Source organism: Yoonia sp. (assembly GCF_036007805.1).
Lineage (GTDB): Bacteria > Pseudomonadota > Alphaproteobacteria > Rhodobacterales > Rhodobacteraceae > Yoonia.
Genome location: NZ_DASYOK010000203.1, coordinates 1 through 13,970 on the forward strand (window position 1 = coordinate 1; position 13,970 = coordinate 13,970).

Sequence of the window (13,970 nt, forward strand, 5' to 3'; positions counted from 1 at the left end):
GCTGCAATGAAAGAGATCGGCAACCTCAAACGTCAAGAGACTGGTCGCTGGCTTAATAATCGCGCCGAGAACTCACACCTGCCGTTTCGACGGAGAGAACGGGCGATGCTCCGTTTCAGGCAAATGCGATGTCTACAGAAATTCGCGTCCGTCCATTCTTCCGTCCACAACCATTTCAATCAAGAACGCCACCTTTACTCACGCGACAATTTCAAGCTCAACCGAACCGCCGCACTTACCGAGTGGCGCCAGCTTTGTTCCGCATAAGTTCACGCCCGCTGCGGCAAACTGAGACTGGTTCGAATTGGTCTGACAGCACCGCCATTTAACTTTGAGGTCATTGCATTTTATGGCAATGCATGCTGTTTACCCCACATAAAGCCCCACATCAGAAAAACGCTTGTCGGGAAATTAATGCTCCGCGCCTTGGTCAGGTGATATCGGGGAAGTCCTATTTGTTTCTGTGTACAAGCCCTGCTAGCGGACGCGCCTTCGATCCGCTGGGGTTTTGGCGCGATAAATGACGCCGTGCCGGGTTTACCGCCCAGTGCCATGCGCAGCTTGTTTGCACGGCGCAACAGGCGGTAGTGACGGGCCTCTGACTGACTGGAGTAGCCTAGTTTGTAGCAGTGGCGGCATAGAAAGAATTTGCCACCTGAATACAGATTGCCAACCCGCCGACCGGCACTGTCAAACCAAAACCCGCTGAGGCGGGCAGCACACCGCCCTAGCCTCTTTTGATGACAAAACACTCTCCCTTTCGCTACTTCAAAACGTCACCTGAGATCATCCGCCTGGCCGTGATGCTCTATGTTCGAATTGGTCTAACACTACCCCTGTCAGCGTGAATTGAAAATCAGTCAATCATTAATCCTGAAGAACCCAACCGACTGTGCCCGGCATTACAGCGGCCAGACGATCAAGAGCAGCGGAATACTGATCGCGATCACCACGACCTCGAGCGGCAGGCCGAGTTTCCAGTAATCGCCAAAGCCGAAGCCGCCTGGGCCAAGGATCAGTGTGTTATTCTGATGCCCGATGGGGGTCAGGAAGGCGCAGGACGCCCCGATCGCCACCGCCATCAGAAAGCTGTCGGGATTGACGCCAAGGGCCGCCGCGATGCCAATGGCAATTGGGCACAGCACGGCGGCGGTGGCGGCGTTGTTCATCACGTCGGACAGGAACATCGTGGTGACAAGTACCACCGCCAGCGCCGCGATGGCATTGCCCTGTGCGATGGTTTCCACCAGGAACCGCGCCATCACATCGGCGGCACCTGTCGCCTGCATGGCCCCTGCGACCGGGATCAGGGCCGCAAGCAGAACGATCACCGGCCAGTCGATGGCGGTATATACCTGCCTTGGCGGCACGGTGCGCATCAGCATAGAGGCGATGACGCCCAGCGTGAAAGCCGCCGCCGCAGGCAGCAGTCCGGTCGTCACAATGCCGACCGATCCCAGCATGATAAAGCCTGCAATAAACGCCATGCGTTTATCGGGGATGCGCAAGTCGCGCTCGCCCAGAGGCACGCAGCCGGTGTCGTTGATGAAATCGGCCATGACCTCGGCCGGGCCCTGCATCAGCAACAGGTCGCCCGATTTCAGCTTGAGCGTGCGTAGCCGCGCTTTGGGGGAGCTGCCCTCGCGCGACACGGCCAGCAGGATCAGCCCGTAGCGAGTGCGCAAGCGCAGGTCATCGGCCGAGCGCCCGACAATGCTGGAGCCGGGCAGCACCGCCAGTTCACGCAGCATGATATCTTCGTCGCGCGCGCTGTCGTTATCATCGGCGTTATCGTCCTTTGTTGTGCTGTCATTTTTCTTGTTTTTTGCAGATTCCGCCTGTTCCTTCTCGGTCGAGAATGACACTTGCGCCTCCAGCTTGATGCCAAAGACCGACATCGCCTTGGCCAGCGTGTCCACGTCGGCCTTTATCACGAGAATGTCGCCTTCGCGGATGCGCCGCCCGCCATGGGGCGCGGTCATCCGCACCTGGTTGCGCACCAGAGCGAAGATCTGCGCATCGCTGTCCCGTATCTCGTTTTCGAACCCCCGCAGGGTAAGGCCGATGGCCTTGCTGCCCTCTGGTACGCGCACTTCTGTCAGGTATGCGCCGGTCTCGAACCTGTCTGTGCCAGACGCCTTGCGCGCAGGCACAAGACGCCAGCCAATCAGCGCCACGAAGGCAACCCCGGCCAGCGCCACTGCCACACCCACGGGTGCAAAATCAAACATGCCGAAATGGCCCAGACCGGCTTCATCCCGAAAGCCCGACACGATCAGGTTCGGCGGCGTGCCGATCAGCGTGGTCATGCCGCCCAGAATGGTGCCAAAAGCCAGCGGCATCAGCACCTGTCCCGGCGTCATGTCCAACCGCCCCGACAATTGCACCGCGACTGGCATCAAGAGCGCCATCGCACCAACATTGTTCATGAATCCCGACAACAGCGCGCCCAAGCCCATCAACGCGGCCATGCTGGTCAGGCGCCCGGCCTCAGCCGGCAGGACAGACCGCGCCAGCCAGTCCACCGCGCCCGTGTTTTGCAGCCCTTGGCTCAGGACCAGCACACAGGCCACGGTAATCACCGCCGGATGCCCGAAACCTGCAAACGCCTCGGCTGCGGGAACCAGCCCGGCCACCACACAGGCCATGAGCGCAAGCAACGCCACGATATCATGCCGAAACCGCCCCCAGAGGAATAATCCCATCGTGGCCGCCAGAATAGCGAAGATCAGAAGTTGTGGCGTGGTCATTGGGACAAGTCCTGCAGGGGGTCACGTGGTCTGCATATCCGATGCGCCAGATCGCGAAAAGGGGCGCCAGACTGGCAACCCTTTTCCTCGTTTTTGGTAGCGATTAGTCGCGCGGTTCGTTCATCAACCCGCGAATGGCAGCGTAATACGCGCCCAGCGAGATCAGCGTAAACGGCTGGTTTGGTGAATACCTTTTCAGCATCCCACCGATACTGAACGGCAGAAGATGGGCCGAAAGTGACGATCAAGACCACGCTTGGCCCGGTGACGCTACGCGGCGGAGAATGACGGCAGTGGGCCCAAATTGAATCATGAATAATGCTGCATGATGCAGGAACATCAGAAGTTGTCTCGGAGGATCTACGGCATTCTCAAGGTAGCATTATTCCTCGGATCATAAAAAAGAACATTGCTGCAAAGGCCGCTGCGATGCGTAGCAGGAGGTTGCGTTTCACCAGTTCAACACGATGAACACGCCGCAGACCGCGTCTTTCCTGTTTCCCAAGCAGACGGTCTGTGACGACTTGGGCCTTCATGACGCGCAAAATGACCCCCTTGGTGGCGACATCTGCATTTTCGAATTCTGCCAAGGATTTTTCGACCGCAACCGCGTCACTGTCAGCGTGATGGTCCTGTATATCAGCGAGCATTTTCGCATAGCTTGATTTGATATATTCGCGCAGGAAGCCGACACCAAACACACCCCCCACAGCAATATGCGTTGAACTGACCGGCGAGCCCAACTGCGATACGATAATGACGGTAATCGCCGCAGCCATGGCAATGCAAAAAGCGCGTATCTTGTCGAGTTCAGTCATCTCGCTACCAACGGTTCGGATCAGTTTCGGTCCATCAAGCGCTAGCCCCAACGCAAGACCGGTCGCCCCGACTGCCATGACCCAAATTGGAATTCCGGCGCTTGCGGAAATGCCGCCTTGGATAATCGCCTCGTTGATCCCAGCAAGGGGGCCAACAACATCCCCACCGGCGACTAATGCGCCACTCGCGTCAAAAAAAGGCTGCGATGAAGATCGCTCCGGTCAGCGTGATGGCATTTGATCCGACAGCGGGTCCAACATTATTAGCCACATGGTTGGCGCCAATGTTCATCGCCATGTATCCGCCAATCATCGCAGCAGCGACCAGCAGCGTCCCGTCAGTGCCCTCATCTGTCCGAACGATGGTGAACAGCATGATGCCCAGAATGAAGGGCAAGGCGGTCCCAAAACGAACCAGCTCATCGCGGTTTGGCTGGGCAGCATTTTCGACTTTTTCGGTTCTCAACAAGGCACGGTTCCCCCCCGGTCGGTGCGAATATTCATGAACCGACCATCACAGGACAAACGAAAGGCTCTATGAGCCATGTCAATGACAGCACATATGCGCATAGGTATGTTTTGAAATTACAACACCTAGCAGGGAATGCGCCCAGTGCCGGGAAAGACGGATCAGACAGGATCAGCTGAGTATTGCCAGCCCAGGTCAGGACCTAGAATTTGGGTGACTGTTCAGGCAGGTTCGCCAGAATGACGCGTTTTTATCTTCCGATCGTTATCGGCGCGTTGCTGCTGGCGTTCTGGTTCAGCTCTGACGTGCAGGAAATCGCGGCCGGCGTCGCTATCTTTCTTTTTGGCATGCTGATGCTGGAGGATGGGTTCAAGCTATTTAGTGGCGGCGCTTTGGAAAGGCTTTTGGAGCGGGCGACAAGTTCGACACCCCGTGCGATCTCGTTTGGGATAATTTCGACCACGCTTTTGCAATCCAGTTCGCTGGTCTCTGTCATTACCATATCATTTCTGAGCGCCGGGCTGATCCCGCTCATTGGTGGAGTTGGGATCATCTTTGGTGCGAATATCGGGACGACGACAGGTGCATGGTTGGTCGCAGGCCTTGGGTTAAAGATCAACATTGCGGCCTACGCAATGCCGATGATTGCACTCAGCATCATTCTGGTGTTCCAGAAGTCAAAGCGCCTGCGGGGCATTGGCTATGCGTTGGCGGGGCTAGGATTTCTCTTTCTCGGTATCCACCACATGAAAGAAGGGTTCGACGCCTTCAGGGACGAGATTGACCTGACGCACTTTGCGCTGACGGGATTACTTGGTCTGTTCGTCTATTCCCTGATCGGAACCACTGCGACGGTTATCCTGCAATCAAGTCATGCCACTATGGTCCTGATCCTTACCGCATTGGCCGCCGGTCAGGTCAGCTATGAGAACGCGCTGGCATCAGCCATCGGCGCGAACATAGGCACAACGATTACCGCCATCATCAGCGCGTTTGGGGCGAATTTTCAGGGCAAGCGCCTTGCGCTGGCACATCTCATTTTCAACATGGCTACCGCGATTGTCGCACTCGTCTTGATCGCACCATTGCGCGATTCAGTTGACTGGATCAGTGATGCCGTGGGGATCGCCCCGGGCGACTACGCAATGAAGCTTGCGGTGTTCCACACGATCTTTAACGTTCTCGGTGTGGCGCTGATGCTGCCCTTCCTGACCCGGCTCATCGCCTTCCTCGAACGCCGGATCACGGAACCTGTTCCAGATGTCAGCCGCCCACGTTACTTGAATGAGGCGATTGACGAATTCCCGCAAACCCTTGAGATCGCGCTGCGCAAGGAGGTGCTTCATCTCTACGAGAATGCAACAGAACTGATCCTGCACGGGCTCAACCTGCACTGCGAACAGGTATTTTCAACGAATGACGTCGCAGCCTTGGTTCGGAAAAGCCGTCGTCCAGTCGAACTTGACATAGGTGAGGGCTATGAACGCCATGTGAAAACGCTTTATGCGGCCATCGTGGAATTTACGACACGCGCTGGTGACAAGCGGCTTGATCCAGAGATTGCGGACCGTGTTTATGCCATGCGCGATGTTGCAGCCGACATCGTGCAAGCAGTTAAGTCAGTTAAGCACCTGCGCAAGAATATCTTGCGCTACACGGTCCGCCCCCAAGGGGTCGTGACGGAACTCTATGACGGCCTGCGCACTGAAATCGCCCAGATCGTGATAGAGGTTCGCAAACTTGGTATGTTCGCCCCTGAGGATCGCAGTGCGCTTTGGCTTGATCAGGAACGCGCCCGGATCGAAGAGGACGCGCGGTCGACATCCAAACGCGTTGATACGTTGATCCGCAATGGGGAACTGAGCGCGGTCGCAGCGACATCCTTTATGAATGACTCTGGATACGCTTACGGCGCCATGCGCGACCTGATCAAAGTTGCGCGCAGGTATTATATTGAACGCGACAGCGCGATGGCTGAATTGGAAAGCCTGCTGTCGCTTGACGAAGAAGAACTCGACGAAGCGATGGCTGAACCCCGGAACAAGAGAGGCTATCATGTGTCCGAAAAGACCGTCACGAGACCGTCATGAAACACGTCCAGAGTAATACCGCCGAGACAAATTGGAGTAGAGACATGGGCCTGAAAAAGCTTGCTGCGAAAGTGGAGGACTACAACGCACGTCTCAAAAGCGGCAAGGCGAGCAAGATCAAGCCTAGCCATGTGGAAGCGGTCTTGCAGAAGTTGCGCGCGAAATCGACCGAACTGGAGATTGAGATTGCCGCAGCGACATCAGCGGATAATAGGGCTCGACTGGAAGGGAAGCTCGGAATCGCGCAGACCCATATCCAGCGCGCAGAATGGTTGCTAGAGGAGTTGACCTAAGCGGCCCCAAGGCTGCGCGCCAAGGTTTTCGACCAAATACGAACGCAGCAAGCTATTCCAGGCACAATGGCATCTTTAAAAACCATCACCTGCTACCATTTGGCTATGAGCGATTTTAGCCCGTCTCGAATTGGCGGCGTTTTCAGGCACTACTGCCTCGGAGACGCTCAAGATGGTGCGCCCTCTACCAAGGTTCTTTCAAAGGAAGCCGTGTCGCGAAATGGCTGTCTTTCGCGATGTGCTAGTTTAGGCCGAAAGCAGACGCTATGGTCAGAATTCCTAATGGCAGTTTCATCCCGCTCTGCCTACCTTCACCCTCCGATGATGCTGCATGGTCAACGAATAGCCGGTCTGGCCAAGCTGCGCTGAAGCGCCGGTCATCTATCTTTCCGAGCGACCGCAATAGGCCGTACTTGAAGCGCGGGGCAACCTAGATCGCGTCGATGCTGCGCCGTAACCGATGGCAGAAGTGAGCGCAGAGTGGCCGATGCTGCATCGCGCGCAAGCGGCAGCATTGGGCAGGAAGCAGACTTTCTTTGTAAACTGAAGGAAGCTGCGTTGGTGCAAATGAAAATGCCCTTTTCAATAGGCGATATAATGGTGATTTCGCGTTGAAATTGGCTACCAAATGAAGACCATTTAGAAAGCGTCGTGCCATTCCGGAAATTGACATGCCACGCCAGATTGACCCGTGCTCTCAGGCGTAGCAAGCCAGATCTTGGAATTCAGAAGTCGCTATTTCCCATAGGTTCTTTCCGCAATATCAATGCCTGAGATCTCTGTTTCGATCATAGAAAGGAAGGCCAACTCTGCCTCGGAATACCGTCGGGCCGGATTGCTAATAAGATAAATACTGACTTCCGGCAGATCCGCGTAGGGCGGCAACTGGCGTATATGTCCCGCAGCAACGTCCTGCCGGGCCACATGAAGGGGCAAAGCACCAATCCCCACGTTCGCCATGATCAACCGTCGTATTTCATTCAGACTGGATGAGACACCACGCCAGTTGCGCGACAGGTTCAAGCGCGATCGCAAAATAGAAATAGTCTGTAGCGGCCCACCTTCAGCCTCGGTTTGAAAGGCAACGAAGGGCTCGCCTTCCAGATCTTCTTCGCTAATGTTCTCTACCCTAAAGAGGCGGTGCCGTGCTCCGCAAAATAGCCCGAAATACTCTTTATAGAGAACCATAGTCTTCAGCTTCTCCGGGGTGCGCGACAGGAGGCAAATCCCGAAACTTGACTGGTTTAGGGTGACCATCCTCTCAACCTCGTCACTTTCATTGACAGCGAACGAATAGCTGACACCCGGATGGGCCGTGGAAAAACGATTGAGAAAATCATCAAAGTGCTCGGAGACCACGGAACTGGTGATTGCGACAGACAAGTGTCCCCGCAGCTCGGTATTGTCTTCATTCAGGATGGTCGGAAGCTGAGACACTGTCCCGAAAATCCTAGCGCATTCCGCATAGAGAACCTGACCTGCGTGGGTGACCGTGAATATGTTCGGTTTGCGGATCACGAGTGTCTTGCCGACAGCGTGTTCCAGACGTTGGAGGGCTGAAGATATTGTCGGCTGCTTCAGGCCAAGGAAGATCGCCGCTTTCGATATGCCGCGCTGCTCCACAACAACCATGAAAGTGCGAAGCAGGTTCCAGTCAAGGTTCCAGGGAAAACGGCTGCGATGCGGCAATGTCATAGATTTCATCTATATTGATGATGTTGAATATCTATTTGCCCAATGACGGATGACATGCAAGTCTTTTCTTCAGAGCGGGTGCAATCCGCCGATTTCCGCGGGTGAAATACCTGTATCGAATAAACCAACATGGAGAAGAAAATGACCTTACGCCGTACGCTCTTGAAGTCGGCCATTGTTGCGGCGGGCTTTGCTGTCGCAGGGCTGAATGCTGCTGCCGCAGACGAACTGGAAACCCTCAAAGACAAAGGCGTCATCCGCATTGCGATGTCGGGCGCCTACCCGCCCTTCAACTTCGTCAATGATCAAAACGAAGTTGTCGGGTTCGACCCTTCCGTTGGCGCCGAGATTGCCCGCCGTATGGGCATGGAGGCCGAGATCGTCACAACAGCTTGGGACGGGATCATTGGTGGCCTGTTGGCCAACAAATATGACGCAATCGTTGGCTCTATGACAATTACAGACGAACGTGACGAAGTTGTTGACTTTGTCGGTCCCTACTATTCGGACAAGCGCGCCATCTTTACCAACCCCGGTTCGGGCATCAGCAGCCTTGAGGATTTGGAAGGCAAGCGCGTGGGCTTGACCTTGGGCGAGACACACGAGGATTGGGCGCGCGAACGGGGTTACGACATCAACACCTACAAAGGCCTGCCTGAACTTCTGCTTGAGCTGGAAAACGGCCGTGTCGATGCCATCGTGAACGATTCCATCGCCGCGATTTTGGCGATGTCCGCGAAGGGACAGGAATTCGAGATGTTCGCTGACCCGACCACCGAGCCTTTCGGCGCTGGCATTGCTATTCGCGAAGGGAACCCTGAGCTGGCCGCAGAAATGCAGGCGGCACTGGATTCCATGATGGAAGACGGCACCTACCTTCAGCTTGCCGAAGAATGGATTGGCGCGGATATCCGCTAAACTCAAACCTACCTTCGCCACCTTTCGTGGCGGAGGTATTGCTTTCTTATTTGGGCCTATGCGCGACCTCTGCAATTGATAGAGGCCACTGATTGGCTTGGGCGATGCGCCCGTTTTCGCAAGATCAATCAAAGGGGCATGACATGGACATCGACCTGATGCTCAGGGTCTATCCGTTCTTTATCGAGGCAGCCTGGGTCACCATCTTGCTGTCGGTTCTCACGGCGATCCTCGGGTTGACGTGCGGGGCGCTTGGTGCAGCAGCGCGACTGTCGCGATTTGCTCTCATACGCTTTCTGGGCGCTGCCTATGTCAGCGTTTTTCGCGGCACACCGGCGTTGATCCAATTGTTCATTCTTTACTTTGGCGGCCCACAGATAGGGATCCAGCTGGACGCGTTCGAGGCAGGTGTGATCGGTTTGGGGATCAACGCCGGAGCCTACATGACAGAAACAATTCGTGGCGCGATCATTTCGATCGACAAGGGCCAGCGTGAAGCGGCCCGCACACTTGGCCTGAGCCAGTGGCAAGCAATGTATAAGATCATCTTGCCACAAGCCGCGCGGCTGATGGTGCGCCCGCTTGGCGTGAACCTGAATATGTTGATCAAGGCGACTGCATTGGTGGCCGCGATCTCGGTCATCGAACTGACCTACACCGCACAGCGTTATATCGGATCAACCTACAAGCCGTTCGAAATGTTCCTGCTGGCAGGGATTCTTTACATGATCATCATCTATGTGACCGGTCGGGGCGTTGCCTGGCTGGACCGCAAAGTTCAGATCAACTGACCCGGAAGGATAGAGAACATGGGCCTCGATTTCTCGGTTGTTCCTCAATACCTCGATATCATTCTGCTGGGCTGCGCGTGGACAATCGGCATCACAGTCGCTGCTGCTATTCTGAGCTTTTTTGGCGGCATCGTGTTTGCTGTGATCGCGCTCTATGCCCCTTGGATCATCCGGCAGCCCTTCCGCCTGATCGCGTGGGTGTTCATGAGCACACCGCTGCTCTTGCAACTGTTCCTGATCTATTTCGGGCTGGTCCAGATCGGGATCGACTTGCCAGCGTTCATAGCAGGGATCATCGGCTTGGGTCTACACTTCGCTGTCTATAACTCCGAGTTGATCCAGACGGCGATCCTGTCGGTAGACAAGGGCCAGATGGAGGCTGCTCGCACTGTGGGGCTGAGCCGCAGTCAGGCGCTGCGCAAAGTGGTGATCCCACAAGCAGTGCGGGCTGTGATCCCGCCAATTGGCAACAACATGATCGCGCTTCTCAAGGACAGCGCGCTCGTGTCGGTCATCGGCGTGAGCGAGCTGACCCTGTCGGCGCAGCGTGTGATTGGCAGAACCTATCGCCCATTCGAATTCTATCTTGTGGCCGCAGCTTTCTACTATGTCATCAACCTTGGCATGGAATGGGTACTGCGGAAAATCGAACGCCGCATTTCCATTTCGCGCTGATCTTGAGGGGCTCAACATGACCGATCAGAAACACTTTGTCGAAATCCGACACGCCCAGAAAGCCTTTGGCACGCTCGAGGTCCTCAAAGATATCAGCCTGAACGTGGAGCGCGGGCAGATTGTCGCGATCATCGGGCCGTCCGGATCTGGTAAGTCCACGTTGTTGCGCGCGATCAATGATCTTGATCCGCTGACCGGTGGCGAAATCATTCTGGACGGGGTGCAAGTGAACAAGACCTTGCCACACCGGCAGTACGAGAAACACATCAACGAAATGCGCCAGCAGATCGGCATGGTGTTTCAGCACTTTAACCTGTTCCCCCACATGACAGCCCGCGAAAACGTCACGATGGCGCCGAAGATGCTCAAGGGCCTGTCCAAGGAAGAAGCCGACGCGCTGGCCGTCGAGCAGCTTGACAAAGTCGGTATGCTGGAGCGGATCGACTATTATCCGTCGCGGCTTTCGGGAGGTCAGAAACAGCGCGTCGCGATTGCCCGCGCTTTGGCAATGAAGCCCAAACTGATGTTATTTGACGAGGCAACCTCGGCGCTCGATCCCGAATTGGTGGACGAAGTGAACCAGGTCATGAAAAAGCTGGCCGAAGAGCACATGACCATGATCATCGTCACCCATGAAATGGACTTTGCAGCGTCGGTCTGTGATCGGGTTTTGTTCATGGATAAAGGCGTTGTTGTCGAAGAAGGCCCGCCGGAGGTGGTGTTCAGGAACCCGACCCAAGAAAGAACCCGTGAATTCCTACGCAAACATCTTGCAGGTGCCAAATGACAGACGAAATCTCATATCTGTTCTATCAGTCGCGCAATCCGCGTCCCTTTCTTGATCACGGCGAGGGCATCTATCTTTTCGATGAAGATGGCAAACGGTATATCGACGGCTCTTCCGGGGCGATGGTCTCAAACATCGGTCATTCCAATCCACGCGTTCTGGCCAAGATGAAGGCGCAGATGGACAAGGCCACCTTCGGCTATCGTCTGCATTTCCGCACCCATCCGTCCGAAGATCTGGCCGCCAAGACCGTGGCGATGACACCTGAAGGTTTGGACCGCGTATTCTTTGTCTCGGGCGGGTCCGAAGCGGTGGAGAGTGCTGTAAAACTGGCCCGCCAATATGCGCTGACACAGGGACAGTCGGAACGCTACAGGGTTATTTCGCGCTTTCCATCTTATCATGGTTGCACATTCGGCGCGCTGGACCTGACGGGCTATGCTCCCTTGCGTGATCCTTTTGCCCCGATGATGCAGGGCATGCCAAAGATTGCCACACCTGCCACCTATCTTGATCGCGACAACCTGACCGAGGAAGAACGTGGGCTGAAATATGCAGAGCTTCTGCGCGACAAAATTGAGGAATTGGGACCACAGACTGTTCTGGCCTTCGTGATGGAGCCTGTCGGCGGTGCCTCAACCGGGGCACTGGTGGCACCCGACAGTTACTACGGCCGCGTGCGTGAAATCTGTGACGAATATGGCGTGCTGCTGATTTATGACGAGGTCATGACCGGCGCGGGCCGGACAGGCAAATTCCTTGCCGCAGAACACTGGGGCGTTACGCCCGACATCGTCGCCATGTCCAAGGGTTTTGGTGCGGGCTACGCGCCTCTTGGTGCGATCATTGCCGGCGCCCGTTTGGTTGAGCCGGTTCTGGATGCAGGCGGTTTCCTGCATGGGTTCACCTATGCGGGCAATCCCTTGGCTTGTTCCGCGGGGCTGGCCGTGCTGGAAGAGATGGAAGATCAGGGGCTGATCGAGAACGCGGCGCGCATGGGCGACGTGTTGATGGGCGAATTGCGCGCATTGATGGACCGCTACCCTTTCATCGGCGATGTGCGCGGCAAGGGGCTCTTGACGGCGTTCGAGTTTGTCGCGGACCGCCACACTATGGCACCACTCGATCCAAAGCTGAACGCATATGACCGGCTTGTCGAGCTGGCCTATGCCCGCGGCTTGATCATCTATTCGCGGCGCACAAGGGGCGGAAAGGAAGGTGACCATTTCCTTGTGGCACCACCGCTGATCATCACCCAAGAGCAGATCAAAGAAATGATGGTGATCCTGCGCGATGCCTTGGATGCCTTTGCCGACGAAGTTGGTTTGTCGGTGGAGACAGCGGCATGAAACTTCCTGACAAGCAATGCGCCATCGCCACTGCGATTGCCGAAATCAAGGACGGCGACACAGTTATGGTCGGTGGGTTCGGCGTTCCGGGCACGCCCATGACGCTGATCCATGCTCTGGTCGCCCACGGAGCCCGCAACTTGACCCTGATCAAGAACGACGCGAACGAACCCGGCATGGGCATAGATCACCTTTTGCAAAGCGGGCAGGTCACGCGCCTGATCACAACGCATCTTGGTCTGAACAGCAATGCGATTGCCTTGATGAATGGCGGCAAGCTGGCAGTCGAATTCAATGCGCAAGGTATTCTAGCCGAACGCATCCGGGCCGGTGGCGCGGGCATCGGCGCTATTCTCAGCGATATCGGGATCGGGACAGAATTGGCCGACGGCAAACAGGTCGTCGCAATGGCAGGCAAAGACTATGTGGTCGAGCCAGCCCTACGCGCCGATGTCGCCCTGATCCATGCTGATCGCGCCGACAGTTTTGGCAATCTGGCCTATGTCGCGACTGCGCGGAACTTTAACCCACTGATGGCAATGGCCGCCAAATGCGTCATTGCCGAAGCCGAGACTGTCCTGCCACTGGGTGGGCTTAGGGCGGACGATGTCCACACGCCTGGCGTCTTTGTCGACCACGTCACAGCACTCGGTGAACTATCAAAGGAATATGCCGTTGTCCGACGTTAGAGAACGCATGGTGGGCCGCGCCGCGCGGGAAATTACACCCGGCATGGTGGTCAATCTGGGGATTGGGCTGCCGACAAAGGTGGTCAACCATCTGCCGGCAGATTTCCCCGTGTGCTTGCATACCGAAAACGGCCTGACAGGTATCGGTCCGACCCTGCCCCCTGAAAAGGCTGATCGGAACCTGATCGACGCGGGCGGCGCCTATGTATCAACGATCCCGGGTTCGGCCTTTTTTGACAGCGCCACCAGCTTTGCCATCGTCCGGTCCGGTCGCCTGGACCTAACAATGCTAGGCGCGTTCGAGGTAAGCGCTGCGGGCGATCTGGCCAATTGGAAAATCCCCGGCAAATTCAGCCCCGGTGTTGGCGGCGGGATCGAGCTTGCGCAGAAAGCGCGGCGGGTTGTGGTTCTGACCACACATACCGACCGCGCTGGAAACGCCAAGCTGAAGCAGACCTGTTCACTGCCGCTGACGGCCCGCGCATGCGTATCACGGATCTTTACCGACATGGCCGTGATCGACGTCACGGCAGGCGGTTTTGTCCTTGTTGAAACCGCAGACGGTGTCAGCACCGCCGACGTGGTCGCGGCAACTGATGCGCCCTTGATAGTGCCTGATACACGCCTGCCGACATTCTGAGAAGTT

The 13,970-nt window shown here is 56.2% G+C and carries 13 protein-coding genes and 2 pseudogenes; 11 read left to right on the forward strand and 4 right to left on the reverse strand.

Translation table 11 applies throughout. From position 1 onward, the window contains the following. Positions 1 to 267, forward strand: a 267-nt coding sequence (locus VGP75_RS11450) for a DDE-type integrase/transposase/recombinase (protein WP_327543788.1), incomplete at its 5' end; no start/stop codon positions are given. Positions 268 to 740: 473 nt separating this feature from the next. Then, a pseudogene (locus VGP75_RS11455) lies at positions 741 to 833 on the forward strand (IS6 family transposase); the annotation flags it as partial. A 69-nt stretch (positions 834 to 902) separates the two neighbouring features. Here the strand turns inward: VGP75_RS11455 and VGP75_RS11460 are convergent. The 3 genes and pseudogenes from VGP75_RS11460 to VGP75_RS11470 all read right to left on the reverse strand — a co-directional run bounded on the left by VGP75_RS11460 (position 903) and on the right by VGP75_RS11470 (position 4,037). Next, positions 903 to 2,750: an SLC13 family permease gene (locus VGP75_RS11460; RefSeq protein WP_327543789.1), complete on the reverse strand. Its 1,848-nt coding sequence runs from the start codon at positions 2,748 to 2,750 to the stop codon at positions 903 to 905. A 671-nt stretch (positions 2,751 to 3,421) separates the two neighbouring features. After that, positions 3,422 to 3,730, reverse strand: a pseudogene (locus VGP75_RS20635) (inorganic phosphate transporter); the annotation flags it as partial. A 28-nt stretch (positions 3,731 to 3,758) separates the two neighbouring features. After that, complete coding sequence (locus tag VGP75_RS11470) at positions 3,759 to 4,037, reverse strand: hypothetical protein (protein ID WP_327543790.1); 279 nt, start codon at positions 4,035 to 4,037, stop codon at positions 3,759 to 3,761. Positions 4,038 to 4,276: 239 nt separating this feature from the next. Between VGP75_RS11470 and VGP75_RS11475 the strand changes: the two genes are divergently transcribed. Next, positions 4,277 to 6,127 (forward strand): Na/Pi cotransporter family protein, encoded by a 1,851-nt coding sequence (locus tag VGP75_RS11475; RefSeq protein WP_327543791.1) that lies wholly within the window; start codon positions 4,277 to 4,279, stop codon positions 6,125 to 6,127. A 44-nt stretch (positions 6,128 to 6,171) separates the two neighbouring features. Beyond that, positions 6,172 to 6,420: a hypothetical protein gene (locus VGP75_RS11480; RefSeq protein WP_327543792.1), complete on the forward strand. Its 249-nt coding sequence runs from the start codon at positions 6,172 to 6,174 to the stop codon at positions 6,418 to 6,420. Between the two features lie 735 nt (positions 6,421 to 7,155). Here the strand turns inward: VGP75_RS11480 and VGP75_RS11485 are convergent. Beyond that, complete coding sequence (locus VGP75_RS11485) at positions 7,156 to 8,115, reverse strand: LysR family transcriptional regulator (protein WP_327543793.1); 960 nt, start codon at positions 8,113 to 8,115, stop codon at positions 7,156 to 7,158. 141 nt (positions 8,116 to 8,256) lie between these two features. On the opposite strand from VGP75_RS11485, the gene VGP75_RS11490 reads away from it, so the two are divergent. From VGP75_RS11490 to VGP75_RS11520, 7 genes are all read left to right on the forward strand, one after another. Further along, the gene (locus tag VGP75_RS11490) at positions 8,257 to 9,033 is read left to right on the forward strand and encodes a transporter substrate-binding domain-containing protein (RefSeq protein WP_327543794.1); all 777 of its coding nucleotides are present in this window, start codon (positions 8,257 to 8,259) and stop codon (positions 9,031 to 9,033) included. 143 nt (positions 9,034 to 9,176) lie between these two features. After that, entirely contained in the window at positions 9,177 to 9,824 is a 648-nt protein-coding gene (locus VGP75_RS11495; protein WP_327543795.1) for an amino acid ABC transporter permease, read from the forward strand. Positions 9,825 to 9,842: 18 nt separating this feature from the next. Beyond that, on the forward strand, positions 9,843 to 10,499 hold the full coding sequence (locus tag VGP75_RS11500; RefSeq protein WP_327543796.1) for an amino acid ABC transporter permease: 657 nt from the start codon (positions 9,843 to 9,845) through the stop codon (positions 10,497 to 10,499). 16 nt (positions 10,500 to 10,515) lie between these two features. Continuing rightward, positions 10,516 to 11,286, forward strand: coding sequence for an amino acid ABC transporter ATP-binding protein (locus VGP75_RS11505; RefSeq protein WP_327543797.1), 771 nt, complete (start codon positions 10,516 to 10,518; stop codon positions 11,284 to 11,286). After that, entirely contained in the window at positions 11,283 to 12,635 is a 1,353-nt protein-coding gene (locus VGP75_RS11510) for an aminotransferase family protein (protein WP_327543798.1), read from the forward strand. The genes VGP75_RS11505 and VGP75_RS11510 overlap by 4 nt, the downstream gene beginning before the upstream one ends. After that, positions 12,632 to 13,324 carry a CoA transferase subunit A gene (locus tag VGP75_RS11515; RefSeq protein WP_327543799.1) on the forward strand — a complete coding sequence of 231 codons (693 nt, stop codon included), beginning with the start codon at positions 12,632 to 12,634 and terminating at the stop codon, positions 13,322 to 13,324. The genes VGP75_RS11510 and VGP75_RS11515 overlap by 4 nt, the downstream gene beginning before the upstream one ends. Beyond that, positions 13,311 to 13,964 carry a 3-oxoacid CoA-transferase subunit B gene (locus tag VGP75_RS11520; RefSeq protein ID WP_414727802.1) on the forward strand — a complete coding sequence of 218 codons (654 nt, stop codon included), beginning with the start codon at positions 13,311 to 13,313 and terminating at the stop codon, positions 13,962 to 13,964. The genes VGP75_RS11515 and VGP75_RS11520 overlap by 14 nt, the downstream gene beginning before the upstream one ends. Positions 13,965 to 13,970 lie beyond the last annotated feature (6 nt).